Below are 17,828 nucleotides of genomic sequence, written 5' to 3'. Positions count from 1 at the left end.
TGGGCGGGCGGCGGGCGGGCCGGCCCCGGGGGGGGGGGGGGCCGCCACGCCCTGCGGCCGGGTCAGCTGAAGGGGTCGAGGATGAGGGACGCCTGCTGCGGACTGCCGTCGTGCACGAGGGACTCGTGGTTGCCGACGTCGTCGAAGGCGAAGGCGTAGGCGTTGCCGTTCGCCATCTGCGCGTGGATCGCCTTCGCGTACTGGTTGGTCACCGCGTCCTGGTAGAAGTTCGCCGCGCTCGGGTCGGGCTGGTTGGGGTTCACCAGCAGCGTCGAGCGGTTGTAGCCGGCGCACAGCGTGCGCGAGATGGGGCCGCGCACCAGGTCGTTGGGGGCGTCCAGCAGCTTGTAGCAGCCGAACACGCTGTCCGCGTCGGGCTTCTGGAAGGAGGTCACGACCGCGCCCGAACTGTTGGTGAAGTTCATGACGTTGCCCGAGACGCGCCCGAAGTACCGGGTGTTCGGCTGGTCGCCGAACGGCGTGACGGTCAGCGTCGACGTCGTGTACTTCTGCCAGACCCGGTTGATGTAGTCGTCGAGCACGCCGGCCGGAAGCGCGCCGGACTCCAGGCCGTGCCCGGGCGCCAGCGCACGCAGCACCGAGCCGTCCGAGGCGGTCTGGATCAGCCCGCCCCAGCCGCCGGGCTGGGCGCGCAGCGCGTTCAGCACCGCGGTGTAGCCGCCGGACTTGAGGTGCCCGGTGGTCTGCGACGCGCCGGTGGTGGACTGCACGCCGACCGCGTAGGGCGCCGAGAACATGTCCACCTGCGTGCTGTTGATCCACAGGCCGCTGTCGTTGAGCGTGTACTCCGACCAGTTGAAGAGGATGGCGCGGTTCGGGTCGGACGGGTTCTGCACCGCCGGCTGCACCAGGCCGCCGGTGGTCAGCTTGAAGACGAGCTTCTGGCCGTAGGAGAAGTACACCCGGCCGGAGAACTTCGGGATCCGGATGGTGGTGGACTGGCCGTTGGCCGGGCCGGCGATCGAGGCGTCGGGCGCGGGAGTCGGCGGGTTGCCGCCGGCCGGCCAGGCGTGGAAGCCGCCCGCCGCGTCCGCCCAGCCCTGCTGGCCGGTGGAGAGCAGCGTGCCGATGTCGTAGACGTAGACGCTGCCGCCGCGGCCGGAGTTGTTGGTGACGGTCAGCGGGATCGTGCCGGGGACCGGCTGCCCGCCGCCGCCCGTGGTGCCGCCCGTCGTGCTGCCGGTGGTGCCGCCGGCGGTCGTGCCGCCGCTGCCCTGCGTGTAGGTGAACTGCGGGGTGTCGTACTGCGGTCCGTTCTTCTCGTACGTGAACCAGTACGTGAGGACGGTGCCGGTGGACAGCGAGCCGACGGTCTGCGTCCAGGTGCCGCCGCCGTTCGTCATCCGGAGGTTCTGCTGGCCGGCGCCGTTGACCAGGTAGTGGATGTCGACGTAGGCGGCGGGCGTCGTGGGCGTGAAGGAGATCTTCGCCTGGCTGGCGCTGGTCGCGGTGACGCTCTGGGTGTAGTCGGCGGAGTCCGCGGCCGCGCTGCCGGGGAGGGTGGCGAGGCCGAGCAGCCCGGCGAGCACCAGCGCGGCGGCGCACAGGGCGGCGGTGACGCCGCGACTGAGGCGGGTGCGTGCCCGGTCCGGGGCATGCCTGCGGCGCGGAAGTGGGGTTCTGCGCATCGGTGGCGGGTCCCTTCTCTTTCCGTGGGGCCAAAGGGAGGTGCCGGTCCGGGCGGTGGGCCTCTCGTCGGGGTGAGAGCGCTCTCACCGGCAGATGGAGTGTCCGCGCGCGACGCGTTCACGTCAAGACGATGGACCGGATCCGCTGTCACGCGGGCCCCGCGCGCCTCGCCCGTACCCGGTGCGGCGTCGCCCGTGTCCGGTGGGGTGTCGCCCGTGTCCGGTGCGGCGTCGCCCCGGCCGTACCGATCCGGCGCCGGCTCACTTCTTCTCGGAGAAGGGGTTCATCAGCGACGTGGCCTTGCCGATGCGCTCGCCCAGGTGGGGGTCGATGTACAGGCACAGGGCTCCGGCCGTGGCGAGGACGAGGGAGCCGACGACCGGGTTGTCCGTCAGGCTCGGCCAGCCGGCCGGCTGCACCGCGATGACGACGACGGCCAGGAACATCAGCACCGTGGCCACCAGGCGCCGCGCCCAGGACAGGAGGCGCCGTCCGATGAGCTCCTTCGCTGTCGCCTCGGCGGCGAGGGCGCCCCAGTTGCCCTCGCAGGCGTCGACGAGCGCGGCGGTGAAGTGCCGCGAGACCGCGGCCAGATCGTCCTGGTTCGCGGTGGAGACCTTGGCCTTCCAACGGGTGGCGGCAACGCTGATGCCCTCGGCCAGGCCGGCCAGGGCGTAGTCCGCGGCGGCGTCGCCGGCCCGCAGGGAGCGTTTCCACCGGCCCCTGGCCAGCCGGGAGAGACGGTCGAGATGGGTGAGCAGCCGCCGCCTCTCCCTGCTCGCGATGTACAGCTCGAGCCCCGCCGGGCCGACCGGATCGTCGTGGCCGGCGCCCCAGGTCTTCCTCGCCTCCTGCGCCGTGAGCGCGAGCTGGTAGAGCTCCAGGATCATCCTTCCGCTGGCAACGGCTGCCGCCGGCTCGGCGGGGCCGATGCGCCGCGCCGCGGAGAGCATGAGCGGGGCGAGCGCCAGGAGGATCACCACCGATATGACGACGATCAGCGCGACGGTCAGAGCGGCGCCGGCGTGCAGCTGCGACGGGTCGAACCTCTTGCCTCTGCCGGCCTGGTCGCGGGCGAAGGAGGTCCTGGCGAGTCTCTCCGTCGGAGGCGCCCAGTCGCGCCAGACCAGCAGGCCCGCCAGAGCGGCGACATGGGTGACGCGCATCCAGAGCACGGCCTTTTTGAGAACCGTGTCGGACACCGCCTGAGCGAGCACCTCCGGTGCCCCGAAGGCCGCGATCGCCGTGCACGCCAGCAGGAGGTCGAACCGCTCCCTGCCGAAGAGATGCTCGACGGACGTCCGGAATATCAGCACCGGCAGCAGCACGGCGAAGGCCGCGGGCAGGAACGTGAGCGGCACCAGTACCTGGTTGTTCTCCAGGAAGTCGGTGAGCGCCTCGAACCAGCTGGACTGGGAGTTGACGGACCAGTAGGACGCGCGGACCCGGTTCCTGACCAGGGCCGTACGCGTGCTCGGCAGGTCGGTCAGGGACTCCACGCCCTCGGCGTGGCCCTCGGACCTGGTGGCGAGGAGCGTCGTGCGGCGCTCGGGGAGCCCCAGGACCTCGCTGAGGAGGTTGCTCGCCGCCCGCTTGATCCCGTCGCCCAGTGCCGAGGTGCTCCCGGCGGCCGGGCCCCGCGTCCCGGCCCCGGCCCCGTCGCCCGGGCCGCCGCCGGAGAGGGCGGAACCGTACGACTGCCAGAGCCACCGTGCCGGCTCTCTGGCCTGAACTCCCGCGTCGGCATCGTTGAGCTGCCACCGGGAGTCCTCGTCGGACGACTGCTTGTGGTCCTTCGCCGTGAAGGGCGTCGGGGCGGCTGACTCGGTGTCTTCCTGGGCCATCGTCTCTCCGCGCGCACGCAGGTGACCGGGCGCCCGGCCGGGAAGGGGGAATGCCAGAACTGCGGCGCCGCACGTACTTTAGGCAGTGCGGAGGCCTCTCGCGGTGAAACCTGAGGAAATGCGCTCCTCGGCGTAGGAGCGGCCGAGCCCGACCGGACCGGACTCGACCCCGTCCCGCCCCCGACTGCTACCGCGACCGCGACCGGGTGCGCGTTCCCGGGCCGTCTCCCTCCGCCGGGCCCGCGCCCCCGGCGGGCGCGGCGGGGTCATGGGGCGCGGTGGTGGGCCGCTGTGACGAGGCTGGACTCGAGGCGGCGGGCCACTTCGAGGTGGTCGCCGGTCCAGACGATGCGGACGGCGGTCGCGGTGGCCTGGCCGTGCTCGTCGTGGAGGTCGCGGCGGACCGCCGCGGCGAGGCGGCTGTCCGCCTCGACGTCGTGCGGCAGCGGCTCGGGGACCGGGCGCACGCCGTCCAGGCCGGCTGCGAGGTCGTGGTACCAGCGGGCCACCCGCCCGGCGGACATGAGCAGTTCCGCGCGGGCGGCGGCGCGTTCGCGCTCCGTGTGGTCGTCGCCGGCGCGGCGCCACATGCCGAGGATCGCGTCGGCGGCCAGCCGCAGCCCGACGACGCCGGTGACCAGGGTGGTCATCTCGGCCAGCGGCACCGGCTTGGGGCCGCGCTCCGACAGGTAGCTGCGGAAGGCGTCGTCGAGTCGTCGGGCGGCGGCCGCCGCCTGGCGGCCCTCCTCGATGGGCACGGCGGCCGGGTCGGGGCCCGCGGTGCAGCAGCCCACGGCGTACTCGACCGCGCCGGCGAGGTAGTCCGCGCTGTCCGCGTACGCCTCGGCCATCGCCTTGCCCACCGCGGCGCCGGCGCCGCGCGGCCAGAAGAACAGGCCGACCACCGCGCTGACCGCGCAGCCCAGAGCGATGTCCTCGACCCTGAGCAGCCCGACCTTCCAGCCGCCTGCCTGCCCGATGTTGAACAGGATCACCAGGGTGACGGTGAACGCGGCTTGCCCTGCCGCGAACGACACCGCCGCGGGTGCGATGCCCGCGACCAGGACGGCGATCGGCAGCAGGAACCACAGCAGGGTCTCGTCCTGGCCGATCAGCTGCAGCAGCGCCGCGCCGACGACGGAGCCGACGACGGTGCCGGCGAGTCCGCGGACCGCGTTCTGCCCGGTGTTGAGGGCGTTGGAGCGCAGGACCGACAGCGCGCCGAGCACCACCCAGAACGAGTGCTGCACGCTCGTGACGTCGGCGGCGGCGACCGCGAGGCCGAGTCCTGCGGCGCCGCGGACGCTGTTGTGCAGCCACACCGAGTGCCCGTCGACGTGGGCGGCGGCCCGCTCGCGCGCGGCGGCGAGCGGCGTGGCCAGCCCGCCGGGCTCGCGGCCGAGCAGCCGGTCCACCCAGCCGCGCCGTTCGGCGGCCGCGGCGAGCCTGACGTTGGCGGTTATCTGGAGGACCGCGAACCCCAACTCCTGGGCGCGGAAGGAGTTGTCCAGGGAGCTGAGGAACTCGCCGACCCGCGCGTCCTCGTCCGCGCCGGCGCCCCGGGCGTCCTCGGCGGCCGCCGGGCGGGCGACCGCCAGCCGGGTGGTGGCGTCCTCCTCCATGGCCTCCAGGGACTTGCCCAGGTCGTCCATGGCGGCGGCGATCAGGTCCAGGTCGGCGCGCTCGCCCTCGAGCAGCTCCGCGGCGCGGTCGAGGGCGGCGGCCGCGGCGCGCCGCACGGCGCAGGAGGCGCCGGCGTGGTCGGGGGCCGCCTCGGCCGGTGGGCCGCTCTGCGCCACGATGGCGCTCAGCCAGGTGAGTTCGTCGACGAGCCGGACCATCGCGCGGGCGCCGGTGGACAGCCCGGTCGGGCGGTAGGGCGTCCGGTCGAAGGCGCGGCACAGTTGCGCGGCAGCATCGGCCGCGCGGTCGGCGGCGGCCGCGCAGGCGGTCGCGCTGGGTCCGTCGGGGCCGAGCAGGCGGGCGGCGTCGGTGCGCAGCCGGTCGGCGACCGCGCGGCACACCGCGGCGGCGGGCGCGGCCAGCGGGTCGCGCGACGGGCGCGGCCACAGGAAGAGCACGGCGAGGGTGGAGGCGCCGGCCGCCAGGCCGGCTCCCGCGAGCCGGTCGGACACCGCGGACATCGGCGCGGAGAGCGTCACCGGCAGGATGAACGCGAGCAGCAGTGCGGTGGTCGCCCCGGCCAGCACCGAGCTGACGATCCCGGCGAAGAGCACCGCGAAGCCGACGACGACCATGGTGGCGACGCCGAGCCAGGTCACGGACGACACTGCGGTGCCCAGGCAGATGAGCACCGCCCAGGCCACCGCGAGCGCCACGTGGGCGCGCAGCTTCTGCGACCTCGGTCCGGTGAAGTCGACGAGCAGCAGCATGGCGAACGCGCCGAAGGCGGCGAAGGTCGCCATCGCGGGCGAGCCGATCACCTTGCTGCACAGGGCGAAGAGCGCGGGCATCACGATCGCGCCGCGTCCTGCCCTGCGGGTCGCGGCCAGCCCGGGATCCCGGGCGCGCAGCCACGCCAGGACGGCGCGGCCGCCGCGCACGACCGGGTTGCGGGTGCCCGTCGGGGTCTGCATGGGTGCTCCTCGGGTGGACGCGGCGGGTTGCTCCGCAAGGCGGTTCGGGTGGGCGGGTCGGGTGGGCGCGACTGGACGGCGGTCCCCCGGGCAGGGCACCGGTCGCAGTATCGCCCCTGGGGATCTTCGCGGTCCTGGCTTCCCATTCTGCGCCGGGGCGCTGACAGCGCGCTCGGCAGCGGGCCGAAAAAGTCCCGGGGCCGCGAACCCGTGGTTCGCGGCCCCGGGCAGGAGTGCCCTCCGGTTACCGCAGCGCGTACGCGCGGATCACGGTCTGGCTGACCGCGTTGCCCGCGTCGTCGTGTGCGGTGGCGCGCAGCGACACGAAGGACGCCGAGTGCGGCGCCTTCACCGTGGTCGTCCAGACGCCGCCGCGGTCGCGGTGCAGGGCCGCGGGCGTCCAGTGGGCCCCGTCGTCGTACGACAGTTGCAGCCCGGCGCCGTCGATCCGGCCGGCGCCGGTGACCCCGGCCAGGTGGGACGCGGTCAGGGTGAACGCGCTCGTCCTGGCCGCGGCGCCGGCCATGTCGGTGGCCACGCCGTAGTCGAGCTGGATCAGCGGGAGGGTCGCATAGCCGTCGCCGGAGGTGAAGTCCCATTCCGTGCGGGTGGCAGGCGACGTCGCGAGCACGCCGCTCTGGCTGGTCTCGGCGATGAGGCGGTACGGCAGCGGGTCGCCGCTCGGCGCGGTCGCCCCCAACTGCTGGTAGACGGTCGATCCGAGGTCGGTGTCCGCCTGGCGCAGGGTCACCGTCTCGTGCAGGTCGTCGGTGTCGCCCCACAGGTTCTGGTCGAAGCCGTCGTGGCCGGAGCCCGAGTCACCCCAGCCGGGGACGTTGAGGACGAAGTAGTCGCCCTGCCGGTTGGGCAGCGACTGGCTCTCGTTGAGCCGCGGGTGGAAGACCGGCAGGAACCAGTCTCCCGCAGCGCGCGAGCCCGCCGCGGGGTGGGTGATCAGCGAGCGCTCCTGGACCACCGGGTTGTCGGACTCCTCGTACCAGCCGAAGGTGCCGCCGCCCGGGGTGAGCCAGTCGGTGCGGGTCGCGCCCAGCCCCTGGGAGGTCTGGTAGCCGACGCCGTAGCGGTCGAAGTCCTGCATGTCGTAACGGCCGTTGTCGCCGCTCTGGCCCTTGGCGCCGGCGAACCGTGCGTCGACCCGGGCCAGTTCGCCGCTCCGCGGCCGGTAGGTGAGGTCGGTGGCCGGGACGGCGCCGTCGTGCCGCTCGACCAGGTCGTAGACGTACGGCGAGACCGGCGTCGACGTCAGGTCGAGGGTGGTGCCCGGCCGGGCGGCCGCGGCGATCAGTGCGGCGCCCTCGGCCGGCTGGAGGGTGGCCACCTCGATCGGGGTGGCCGTCTCGAAGTCGGCCTGTCCGTACCAGGTGTTGAGGCGGCCGGGGCCGTCGCCGACGACCAGCAGGAGTTTCGCGCCCGCCGCGACGGCGGCCGCCGCCTGCGCGCTGTCGGTCGCGGACTGGTCGGCCGGGTCGGCCTGCCGGTCGTAGCGGACGACGACCGCCTTGCCGCGGACGTCATGTCCCTTGTAGTCGGCGGGTGTTCCCCGTCCGGCGGAGACGACGGCGAGGCGGCCGCGGCCGGCGGGCAGCGGCGTGGCGCCCGGCTGGACGAGCAGCCCCGGCAGCCCGACGTCCTTGCGGTGCGGGCCGGTCGGCTTCGCGGTCGCGGTCAGCACCGGGGCGGTCTTCCGCCACCGGGTGTCGAACTGGAAGGCGCCGCTGGTCACCCGTGCGGTGCTCTGCGCCCACACGCTGGTGTAGGCGGCGGGCAGCAGGAAGTTCTCGTTGAAGGAGGCGCCGCCGGCGACGCGGTTCCACTCCACCCGGGTCAGCTGGTCCTGGGCGGGCTGCGGGGCCACCGACGCGACCCGGTGGGCGCGGCGGGCGTCGAGGTCGGCGTCGCGGTCGCGGTCCAGGGTGATCTGCGGGACGGACAGCACGCCGAGGCCGAGGTCGTCGGGGCCCGCCGCGCCGGGCAGGTCGGCGTACATCAGCACCGAGTACTCGCCCTTGGGCAGCCGCAGGGTCAGCTCGCCGCTGTCCGGGACCTGGACCTGGAGGGGCACGTCGTCGCCGGTGCGCTCGATCACCGCGACGCCGCCGATGGGCGCGCCCGCCCGGTCGGCGGTCCTGACGGTGAGGTTGTACCGCTCGTCCTCGCGATCCAGGCCGATCAGCGTGTGCGCGAGCACCGCGCCGCCGGGTCCTGTCGCCTCGACCTGTCCCGCGGTGGCGCCGTAGGGAGCCGCGCCGGGGTCGCCGGTGACGGTGACCGAGGCGGCCCCGCGGGCGGGCACGGTCACGCTCGGCGCGGACAGGGTGAAGGCGCCGGAGGCGTCGGTCCCGTCGGGGCCGGCCGCGGTGGCCTTCAGGGCGAGGGTGACCGCGGAGTCGCCGGTGTTGGTGTAGGTGACGGTCCTGACCGCCGGGGTGTCGCCGGTGTGCGGCCAGGCGTAGTAGCCCGACCAGGCCGTCGCGGTGGCGTGCACCGCGCCGAGGGCGGCGGCCGGCGCGTCCAGCCGGCCGCTGCCGCCCTGCGTGACCGGGATGTCAGGGGTCGCGCGGGCGGTGCTGACGAGCGCGTCCTTGATCTGCTGCCCGGTCCAGTCGGGGTGGCGCTGCGCGACCAGGGCGGCGGCGCCCGCCACGTGCGGGGTCGCCATGGAGGTGCCGCTCATGGTCAGGTAGGAGCCGGTGCCCTCGGGTGAGAACTGCGAGCGCGCGGCGAGGATGTCCACGCCCGGCGCGGTGAGTTCGGGCTTGAGCGCGCCGTCGGGGTAGCGCGGGCCCCAGCTGGAGAAGTACGCGAGCTGGTCCGCGGAGTCGACCGCGCCGACGGTGAGCGCCGCGTCGGCCGCGCCGGGCGCGCCGATGCCGCCGGAACCCGAGTTGCCCGCGGCGATGACGAACAGCGCGCCGGTGGCGGCGCTCAGGTCGTCGACCGCCTGGCTCATCGGGTCGGTGCCGTCGCTGGTCTCGGCGGTGCCCAGGCTCATGCTGACGACCTTGGCGTGCTCGGTCTGCGCGGCCCACTGCATGCCGGCGATGATCCACGACTCGTCGCCGTAGCCGCTGTCGTCGAGGACCTTGCCGATGAGCAGGTGCGCGCCGGGCGCGACGCCCTTCTCCTTGCCGCCGGAGGCGGCGCCGGTGCCCGCGACGGTGGAGGCGGTGTGGGTGCCGTGGCCGTTGCGGTCGGTGGTGTCCTGGCCCGGCACGAAGCTCTGCGAGGCGGCGATCCGGCCGCCGAAGTCGGGGTGCTCGGCGTCGACGCCGGTGTCCAGCACCGCGACGTCGACGCCCGTGCCGTCGGCGCCGGCCTTCCACACGTCGGGGGCGCCGATCTGCGCGGTGCTGTCGGCCAGGGTCGCCTTGACCTTGCCGTCCAGCCAGACGTGGCTGACGCCGCCGCCGAAGACCGGTGCGGCGTCCGGTGTCCCGGCGCCGGTCCGCGCGGTGCGGGTGGCGCCGGAGGCGGCGCCCGAAGTGACACCGGAGGCGGCGTCGCGGGCCGCGGAGGCGGACTGCGCCCGGCCGAGCGATCCGGCCGGTGTCAGGTCCTGCCAGAGCTGCGCGGTCCGGGTGCGGGCGGCGTTCACGGCCGCGCCGTGCACGGCCGGCAGGTCGCGCCGTGCGGTCAGCCCCCGGAGGGCCGGCGCGGCGCCGCGCGCACGGGCGTCTCCGTACTGCACGATCAGCGGCAGGGCGGTGGTGTGCGCGTCGTCGTAGCCGTCGGCTATCAGCCGCGTGACGTCGAACAGCCGCGGGTCGAGGACGCCCGCCGCCACGTACGGCAGCGCCTCGGAGGGGTAGACGTAGAGGTCCTTGCCGACAGTCTCGGTCCGCACGCCGCCGGTGAGGTTCCCCGGCCGGGTGACGGTGGCGGCCGACCTGCCGTCCGCGAGCGGGGTGACGGTCACCCGGTCGCCGGTGACGAGGGTGACGGTGCGGGCGGCCGGCGCCGCGCCGGTGGCGGTGCGGGCGGCGCCGGCCGCGGCCGGGACGGTGGCGGGGGCGCCGGCGGCGGCCGCCTGGTCGGCGTGGGCGGTCGCCGGGGTGGCCGCGATCGCCGCGAGGACGGCGCCGATGGCGGTGAGCATGTGTCTGCGCCGCGTGGGAGATGGCAAGTTGTGCCCTCCGGGTCGGTACGGGGTGCGTACGGGACAGTGGGTGCTGCACATTCTTTGGGCCCGGGGGCGGCGACTGAACCCTTTGCCGTGACGGTTCCCCGCCATGGCGGAGATCTGCCGCGCGCCGCGCGTCCGCGCCGGTGGGGCGGCCGATAGCGTGCGACGGCGGCCCGCCCCGCGGTACCGGAGCGCGCCCGCGGGACCGCGCCGGGCGCACCGCTTTCCGCGGGTGCATCCGCCGTTCGCCGGCGGGACACGCAAGCAGGCGAGGATGTCGCACGACCGTGCCCCCCACTCACCCGTCGCCCCCGGGAGACCACGCTCATGTCACCTGTCACCCGCCGTACCTTCCTCGGCTCCGCCGTCGCGGCAGGCGCCGCCCTCGGCCTGGAGGCGCTGCCGGGCTCCACCGGCGCCGCGCAGGCCGCGACCACCGGGACGATCGCGGACGTCCGCCACGTGGTGGTGCTGATGCAGGAGAACCGCAGCTTCGACCACTACTTCGGAACGCTGAAGGGCGTACGCGGCTTCGCCGACCGCAGCGGCATCCAACTGCCCGGCGGCTACAGCGTGTTCAACCAGCCGAACGGCGCCGGCCGGCAGTACCCCTGGCAGTTCAGCGCGACGAAGCCGGCCGGCGGCGCCGACCCGGAGCGGCTCGCGCAGTGCAACGGAGACCTGGCGCACTCCTGGAGCGACCAGCACGCGGCCTGGAACGGCGGAAGGATGGACTCCTGGGTGGCCGCCAAGGGGAACGTGCGCACCCTCGGCCACCTCACCCGCGACGACATCCCGTTCCACTACGCGCTCGCCGACAACTGGACGATCTGCGACGCCTACTTCTGCTCGATCCTCAGCGCCACCGGCCCCAACCGCACCTATCTGTGGAGCGGGATGATCGACCCGGCGGGCACCGCGGGCGGCCCGGCGTACAACGGCGGCGACGAGTCGGGGCTGCGCTGGCAGACCTACGCCGAGTCGCTGGAGGCGGCCGGCGTCAGCTGGAAGGTCTACCAGAACGCGGCGGACAACTTCGGCGACAACGGCCTCGCGTACTTCCGGCAGTTCAGCTCCGCGCCCGCGGGCAGCGCGCTCGCCGTCAAGGGCATGGGGTCGGTGCCGAAGGTCACCGGCCGCACCCCGGACGACATCGCCGCGGCGATCCGCGCCGACGCCCTGGCCGGCACGCTGCCGCAGGTGTCGTGGGTCGTCTCCGACGAGGGCTCCTCGGAACACCCGTACGCCACGCCCCGGGACGGCGCGCACTTCGTGCACATGGTCATCGACGCCCTCGCGGCCGACCCCGCCGTGCGCGACTCCACCGTGCTGTTCCTCAACTACGACGAGAACGACGGCTTCTTCGACCACGTGCCGCCGCCGGCCGCCCCGGCCGGCACCGCGGGCGAGTTCTACGGCGGCGTCAACATCGGGCTGGGCGTGCGGGTCCCGCTGATCGCCGTCTCGCCCTGGACGCGCGGCGGCTGGGTGCACTCCGAGGTCTCCGACCACACGTCGGTGCTGCGCTTCCTCGAACGCTGGACCACCGCCATCGGCAAGCCTGCCGGCTGCCCGAACATCTCGGCGTGGCGGCGCGGCGTGTGTGGCGACCTGACCGGCATGTTCGACTTCGCCCACCCGGTGTACGGGCTTCCGTCGCTGCCCGACACCGGCGCCGTCATCGGCGAGTCGAGCTGCACCCTGCTGCCGAACCCCGCGCCGGTCGACAACCGGCTCCCGCAGCAGGAGCCCGGCACCCGCCCGGCGCGCGCGCTGCCGTACCAGCCGAACGCCGGCCTCGGCCCGTTCACGTTCGGTTCCGGCGGGCAGATCCTCGCCGGGATCGCGATGGCCAACCAGGGCGCGCCCGCCACCTCGGCCTGCCATCTGGCCGTCTACGCCAACGCGCACCGCACCGGCGGCCCGTGGCAGTACACGCTGGGCGCGGGCGGCGCGGCGGGCGACACCTTCAACTGCGGTACCGGCTACGGGGCCGGCCTCTACGACCTGTCGGTGGTCGGTCCCAACCGCTTCCTGCGGCGTTTCACCGGCGACGCCACCAAGGCCGGCAAGGACCTCACGGTGACCGCCTCGTACGCGAACGCACCCGACACCGGGCAGCTCGCCGTGTGGTTCAAGCTCGCCAACGCCGGGGCGTCCCCGGTGACGTTCACCATCGCCGCCGCCGACTACCGGACCGACGGCCCCTGGGTGTACACCGTGAAGCCGGGGTCGAGCACCTCGGACTACTTCAACGCGGTGGCGTACAGCGGCGGCTGGTACGACTTCACCGTCACCGCGAGCAGCGACGGCACCTGGTCGCAGCGGTTCACCGGCCATCTGGAGACCGGCCGGGCGAGCGTCAGCGGCTGACCACCGCACCGGTGCGGTACCGGCCGGACGGTCGTCACGCGCCGATCGTCGGGCGGGGGCGGCGGGCCGGGGTGCGGAGCATGACGGTGGCCTGGGCGGCGGCCGTGGCGGGGCGGCTGGGGCGGCGCAGATGGCGTTCCAGGCGCGGGACGCCGAGGCCGGCGAGGCGGATCTCGGGCGCTCCGTGGCGGCAGGCGATGACGAGTTCACCGGCGAGGGTGTAGTCGACGCCGTCCACGTCCGCCCAGCGGGCCTCACGGGTCCACCACAGGGACGTCAGCCGCAGCCCCTCGGCGTCGGCGGTGAGCCGCCAGATCCCGAGCCTGCGGCATGCCTCCAGCAGATACCAGCAGGCCAGACAGAGGGCGCCGCGGTAGAACCACCGCTCGGTGCCGCCGAACAGCACGAGGAACAGGGCCAGTCCACCGATCGCGAGCAGCGCGGCCATGAGACGCGCGAGCGGGCCGGCACGCCAGTGCACCGGCCCCGCGGTGACGGGCTCGGCGGCCGACTCCGCCCGCACCCGGGCTTCGGCCGCCGCGAGGTGCGCGAGCATCCGCGGGTGCGGCGCGGCGTCGCCGTCGGACGGCTGGGCCGGGACGGTACGCGCGCCGAAGGGGGTGCGGGGCATCGCCCAGGAGGCGCCCCCGCGCACCACCGAGATGCTCGCCTCCGCGGTCCACGCCCCGGACTCCCCCGCGCCGGAGACGGTCGCCAGCACCGCCTCCCCGCCCTCGCGCGGCGCTCCGTACAGGTATGCCTGACGCAGCGTCATGAAGCTTTCGGAGGAGCCGCGTGGCAGATAGTGGAGGGTGGGCAGCCGGCCCTGCGGGTCGTCGGCGGCGAATATCTCGGTGCGGGCGTGCACGCGTTGGGCCTGCACCCGCAGCACCGGCACCGGGCCGCGGCGCAGCGCGTACGTCCTGCGGCGGGTCAGCACCCCCGAGGCGACGAGGGTCACGCCGAGCCCGGCGACCGCGAGTCCGAGCAACTGCGCCCCGGTGCGGTTCCCGTGGGGCTCCGCGGCCAGCCGCACCCAGTCGCCGTCGACCAGCAGCGGCACGCGGGCGCCCACGCGGAGCTTGGCGACGGTGTCGACGGGACGCTGCGACCCGTCCGGCAGCCGTACGGTCGCCACGTACGCGTCCGGGTCGTACGCGTCGACGACTCCGGTGCGGTGGGCGGCCCTCGCCGCGGTACGGTCGTCGGCGCGATCGGCGCGGACCACGCCGATCAGGAGCGCGGCGCCGCCGCAGCAGACCAGCACGCCGCCGGCGTACCGCACGAACCCCCGGCGCCACGGGTGGAAGTGCGCCGGGCGCGGCGCGACCGCGGTCATGCCGCCCGCGGCGTCGAGGGCGAGCAGCCGCTGGCGCCGCCGCACCCACAACCGCGCGACGGCCGCCGCCCCGCTCCACACGACGCCCGCGACGAGGACGGCGTCTGCGGCCTTCTCCCCCGCGCCGCCCTCCCAGCCGCTCGGCTGCGCCATCCACAGCAGCAGCACCGGCGCGGACACGACGGTGAGTTCGGGCAGCAGGAACACCCACAGCAGGTGCGGCAGGAAGAGCATCGTGCCGGCGGTGTCCAGCCAGCGCGCCCCGCAGGGCGCGGACGCCGTGCACACCGGGTCCGGCGCGGAGGACGTGACCACCGCCAGCGCCACGACCAGCGCGACCGCGGGCCCCACCGGCCGCGCCCACCACGCCGGACGCACCCCGGCCCACCGCGCGGCGTCCGCGGACAGCCAGGGACGCGCGCGCACTTGCGAGTACGGTGTCGAACTCGTCGTCACCCGCGCATTATGCGGTGACCGGACCCACCGCGGCGAGCCCTACCGCCCTCCGGGCCGGATGCCCCCCTCCGCCGCCTTCCCCGCCACGTCCCCGCCCCTCCCCGGTCCGACGCCCCCGACCGCCCGCGCAGCGGCGCGGGTCAACCCGTCGACGCAACCGGCCGCCTGGGCGGGCGGGGTGTCCGCGGGCCCGCGGAAGGGACGGCCGCTACCCGGCCGACGGGTCGGGCCCCGGCTCGTCGCCCCGCGGGGCGTCCGCGGCTTCGATCTCGCGCTCGGCGTCGTCGGGGCGCGCGATCTCGTCGGGGCGCTCGCGCCCCTCGATCTCGATGCGGGCGCCGTCGGCGGCGCCGTGCTCGCCGGCGGACCGGGACTCGTCGGCGGACCGGGACTCGTCGGCGACGAAGTCGGTGATGGCGCGGGCGCTGTCGAGGAACTGGGCCGGGAAGACGATCGTGCTGTTCTTCTCCGCGGCGATCTCGGAGAGGATCTGCAGGTTCCGCAGTTGGAGGGCGATGGGGTGGTCGCTGATGACGTCGGCCGCGTCGGCCAGGCGGCCCACGCTGAGCGCCTCGCCCTCGGCGGCGATGATCTTCGCGCGCTTCTCCCGTTCCGCCTCCGCCTGCCGGGCCATCGCCCGCTGCATGCTGGGCGGCAGTTCGATGTCCTTGAGCTCCACCAGGAACACCTGGACGCCCCACTGCTGGGTGATCCCGTCGAGGATCTCGCGGATCGCCAGGTTGAGCGTCTGGGTGTCGGTGAGCACCTGGTCGAGCAGCGAGCGCCCGACGATGTTGCGGACCGTGGTCTGGGCGATCTGCCGCACCGCGTCGGAGACGTTCTCGATCTCCACGATCGACTTCACCGCGTCCACCCGCCGGAAGTAGGCGACGGCGGCGACGCCGATGGAGACGTTGTCCTGCGTGATCACCTGCTGGCCGGGCACCGGCATGGTGACCGTGCGCAGGCTGACCTTCGACATCCGGTCGGCCAGCGGGATCATGAAGCGGAAGCCCGGTTTGCGGACGGCGCGCAGCCGGCCCAGGCGGAACACCACCCCGCGCTCGTACTGACGGACGACGGCGACTCCCAGGCTTGCCATGGCACGGCCTCCTCCTGCTGCTGCGGCCTCCCGCACGGCCCCCGCCCCTCCAGCATCGCTCGCCGCGCGCGACGGCGGACACCCGCGACCCCAGGGTCACCGACCGGACACGGTCGGCGACGATCCCGCGCCCCGGTTCCTACGGCGGCGGTCAGCCGGGCCGGCGGCCGGGGACGACGAGCCCGTACTCGTAGGCGAGGACGATGGCCTGCGCCCGGTCGCGGGCGCCGAGCTTCGTCAGCACCCGGCTGACGTGCGTCTTCACCGTCTCGGCGCTGACGACGAGGCGCTCGGCGATCTCGGCGTTGGACAGGCCCTCGGCCACGAGCCGCAGCGTCTCGGTCTCGCGGGGGGTCAGCGCGCCGAGCGGCGTCGGCAGGCCCGGCACCGGCGGTCTCACCCTGACGAACTGGCCGATCAGCCGCCGGGTGACGGTCGGCGCGAGCAGCGCCTCGCCCGCGGCCACCACCCGTACCGCGTCGAAGAGGCGCTCGGCGGCCATGTCCTTGAGCAGGAATCCGCTGGCTCCGGCGGCCAGCGCGTCGTACACGTGCTCGTCGAGGTCGAAGGTGGTGAGCATGACGATCCGCGGACCGGCCGGACGCTCAGAACCCGCCGGACGCGGCGCCAGGCGCCCGGCGGCGGCCGTGATGCGCCGGGTCGCCTCGATTCCGTCGAGCACCGGCATCCGCACGTCCATCAGGACGAGGTCGGGGCGCAGCGCCTCGCACAGCCGCACCGCGGCCGAGCCGTCGGACGCGCTGCCGACCACGTCGAAGTCGGTCTGGGTGGCGAGCAGCGCCGCGAACCCCGCTCGTACGGCGTCCTGGTCGTCGACCACGACGATCCGCACCGGCCGCGGCGCGCGGTCGCCACACGCGTCCTCGCCGCCGCTGCCGCCGTTCACACCACTCCCGCCGACGCCGGCAGCCGCGCCTCGACCAGGAACCCGGTCGCCGGGCCGGGCCCCGCGCGCAACGTGCCGCCCGCCATGGCGGCGCGCTCCCGCATGCCGAGCAGCCCGTGGCCGTGGCCGTGGCCATCGCCCATCCCGCCGCGAGCTGCCGCGACGCCCGTACGCGCACCGGCCGTACGCACATCGGCCGCACGTACGCCGGCGGTACGAGCACCTCCGGCGTACGTGCCGGCGGCCGCGCCGCCGCTGCTGTCGCGGACCGCGACCCGCAGGGCCTCCTCGCCGTATCCCAGCTCGACGTCGACCGGCGCGCCCGGTGCGTGGCGGCGGGCGTTGGTGAGGGCTTCCTGGACGATGCGGTAGGCGGCCAGCTCGACGCCGGGGCCGAGCGGCCTGACCCGGCCGCTGACGGTGAGCCGGACGACCGCGCCGGAGGCCTCGCGCGCCTGGTCGACCAGGGCGAGCAGCTGGTCGAGGCCGGGCTGCGGGCTGCGGTCCGCCGCCGGCGGCGCGGTTCCGGCGGCGGCAGGACCGGGCGCCGCCGCGGGCGCCGCGTCCTCCCGCAGCACGCCGAGCAGCCTGCGCATCTCGGTGAGCGCCTGCCGGGCGGTCGCGCCGATGGCCAGCAGGCGGTCGGCGCCTTCGGGCGGCAGCCCGGGAGTGGTCAGCCGGGCGGTTTCGGCCTGGACCGAGAGCGAGCTGATGTGGTGGGCGACGATATCGTGCAACTCACGTGCGATACGGGCTCGTTCGCCGCGGACCGCGTGCTGGAGCAAGGTGTCGGCGTAGGCCCAGCCGGCCTCGGTGCGGGCGGCCGCCTCCGCGTGGGCCCGGCGTGCGACGCCCAGCGACAGCGCCGCGGCGGCGAGCGCGAGGAGCGCCACCCCGAGCGGCTTGCCGCCGGGAAGGCCCGCGGTCGCGCCGACCGCGTCGACCACGAACGGCGCCGCGAACAGCACCGCCACCCAGGGCCGGGACCGCAGCCCCACCAGGTGGATCAGCACGGCGAGCGCGACCAGCCCGGCGGCCGTGGGCAGCACGCCGCTGAGCGGGCCGAGCAGTACGGCGGCGGTGACGGCGGCAGCGACAGCGGTCAGCTGGGTCCGCGCGAAGGCCACCGGCACGGTCGCGCCGAGGCTGAGCAGCAGCGCGGTCGCCGTCGGCGTGGAGCCGTCGGCGAAGGAGTGCCGGCCCACCGACACCGCGCTCTGCAACAGCCCCGCGGTGGCCAGGGTGGCCGCCGCGACCAGCGGCAGGTCCGGTGCGGCGGCGCACCGGCGCACTCTGCTCGCCCACGGCCCGCCCGGTGGATTCGACCACGTCATCGCGCCAGTATCCGGTGGCCGCGGCCGCCGCCGCATCCCCCGCGCGGGGGACCGGGCCGGGCCGGAAGACTCCCCGTGCGCG

General features: G+C 75.1%; 8 protein-coding genes and 2 pseudogenes. 1 reads left to right on the top strand and 9 read right to left on the bottom strand.

Annotation, left to right across the window (positions count from 1 at the left end; genetic code table 11):
• Nucleotides 1-62 precede the first annotated feature (62 nt).
• The 5 genes and pseudogenes from V2S66_RS23470 to V2S66_RS23455 all read right to left on the bottom strand — a co-directional run.
• Nucleotides 63-1,160, bottom strand: a pseudogene (locus V2S66_RS23470) (glycoside hydrolase family 64 protein); the annotation flags it as partial.
• A gap of 108 nt (nt 1,161-1,268) precedes the next feature.
• Nucleotides 1,269-1,649, bottom strand: a pseudogene (locus V2S66_RS34620) (hypothetical protein); the annotation flags it as partial.
• A gap of 261 nt (nt 1,650-1,910) precedes the next feature.
• Complete coding sequence (locus V2S66_RS23465) at nt 1,911-3,494, bottom strand: hypothetical protein (RefSeq protein ID WP_330798125.1); 1,584 nt, start codon at nt 3,492-3,494, stop codon at nt 1,911-1,913.
• Between the two features lie 266 nt (nt 3,495-3,760).
• Nucleotides 3,761-6,091 carry an FUSC family protein gene (locus tag V2S66_RS23460; RefSeq protein ID WP_330798123.1) on the bottom strand — a complete coding sequence of 777 codons (2,331 nt, stop codon included), beginning with the start codon at nt 6,089-6,091 and terminating at the stop codon, nt 3,761-3,763.
• A 244-nt stretch (nt 6,092-6,335) separates the two neighbouring features.
• On the bottom strand, nt 6,336-10,208 hold the full coding sequence (locus tag V2S66_RS23455) for a S8 family serine peptidase (protein ID WP_330798121.1): 3,873 nt from the start codon (nt 10,206-10,208) through the stop codon (nt 6,336-6,338).
• Between the two features lie 354 nt (nt 10,209-10,562).
• Between V2S66_RS23455 and V2S66_RS23450 the strand changes: the two genes are divergently transcribed.
• Complete coding sequence (locus V2S66_RS23450; RefSeq protein WP_330798119.1) at nt 10,563-12,608, top strand: phosphocholine-specific phospholipase C; 2,046 nt, start codon at nt 10,563-10,565, stop codon at nt 12,606-12,608.
• 34 nt (nt 12,609-12,642) lie between these two features.
• Here the strand turns inward: V2S66_RS23450 and V2S66_RS23445 are convergent, their stop codons facing one another.
• The 4 genes from V2S66_RS23445 to V2S66_RS23430 all read right to left on the bottom strand — a co-directional run bounded on the left by V2S66_RS23445 (nt 12,643) and on the right by V2S66_RS23430 (nt 17,746).
• Nucleotides 12,643-14,403, bottom strand: a complete 1,761-nt coding sequence (locus V2S66_RS23445; protein ID WP_330798117.1) for a hypothetical protein — start codon at nt 14,401-14,403, stop codon at nt 12,643-12,645.
• Between the two features lie 208 nt (nt 14,404-14,611).
• Nucleotides 14,612-15,505, bottom strand: coding sequence for a slipin family protein (locus V2S66_RS23440; RefSeq protein ID WP_330798116.1), 894 nt, complete (start codon nt 15,503-15,505; stop codon nt 14,612-14,614).
• Nucleotides 15,506-15,656: 151 nt separating this feature from the next.
• Nucleotides 15,657-16,412, bottom strand: a complete 756-nt coding sequence (locus tag V2S66_RS23435; protein ID WP_330798114.1) for a response regulator transcription factor — start codon at nt 16,410-16,412, stop codon at nt 15,657-15,659.
• Entirely contained in the window at nt 16,409-17,746 is a 1,338-nt protein-coding gene (locus V2S66_RS23430) for a sensor histidine kinase (RefSeq protein WP_330798113.1), read from the bottom strand. The genes V2S66_RS23435 and V2S66_RS23430 overlap by 4 nt, the downstream gene beginning before the upstream one ends.
• Nucleotides 17,747-17,828 lie beyond the last annotated feature (82 nt).

The sequence above is a fragment of the Actinacidiphila polyblastidii genome (genome assembly GCF_036353415.1).
In the GTDB taxonomy this organism is placed as follows: domain Bacteria; phylum Actinomycetota; class Actinomycetes; order Streptomycetales; family Streptomycetaceae; genus Actinacidiphila; species Actinacidiphila polyblastidii.
This window is presented reverse-complemented; position numbering and strand designations above follow the sequence as displayed.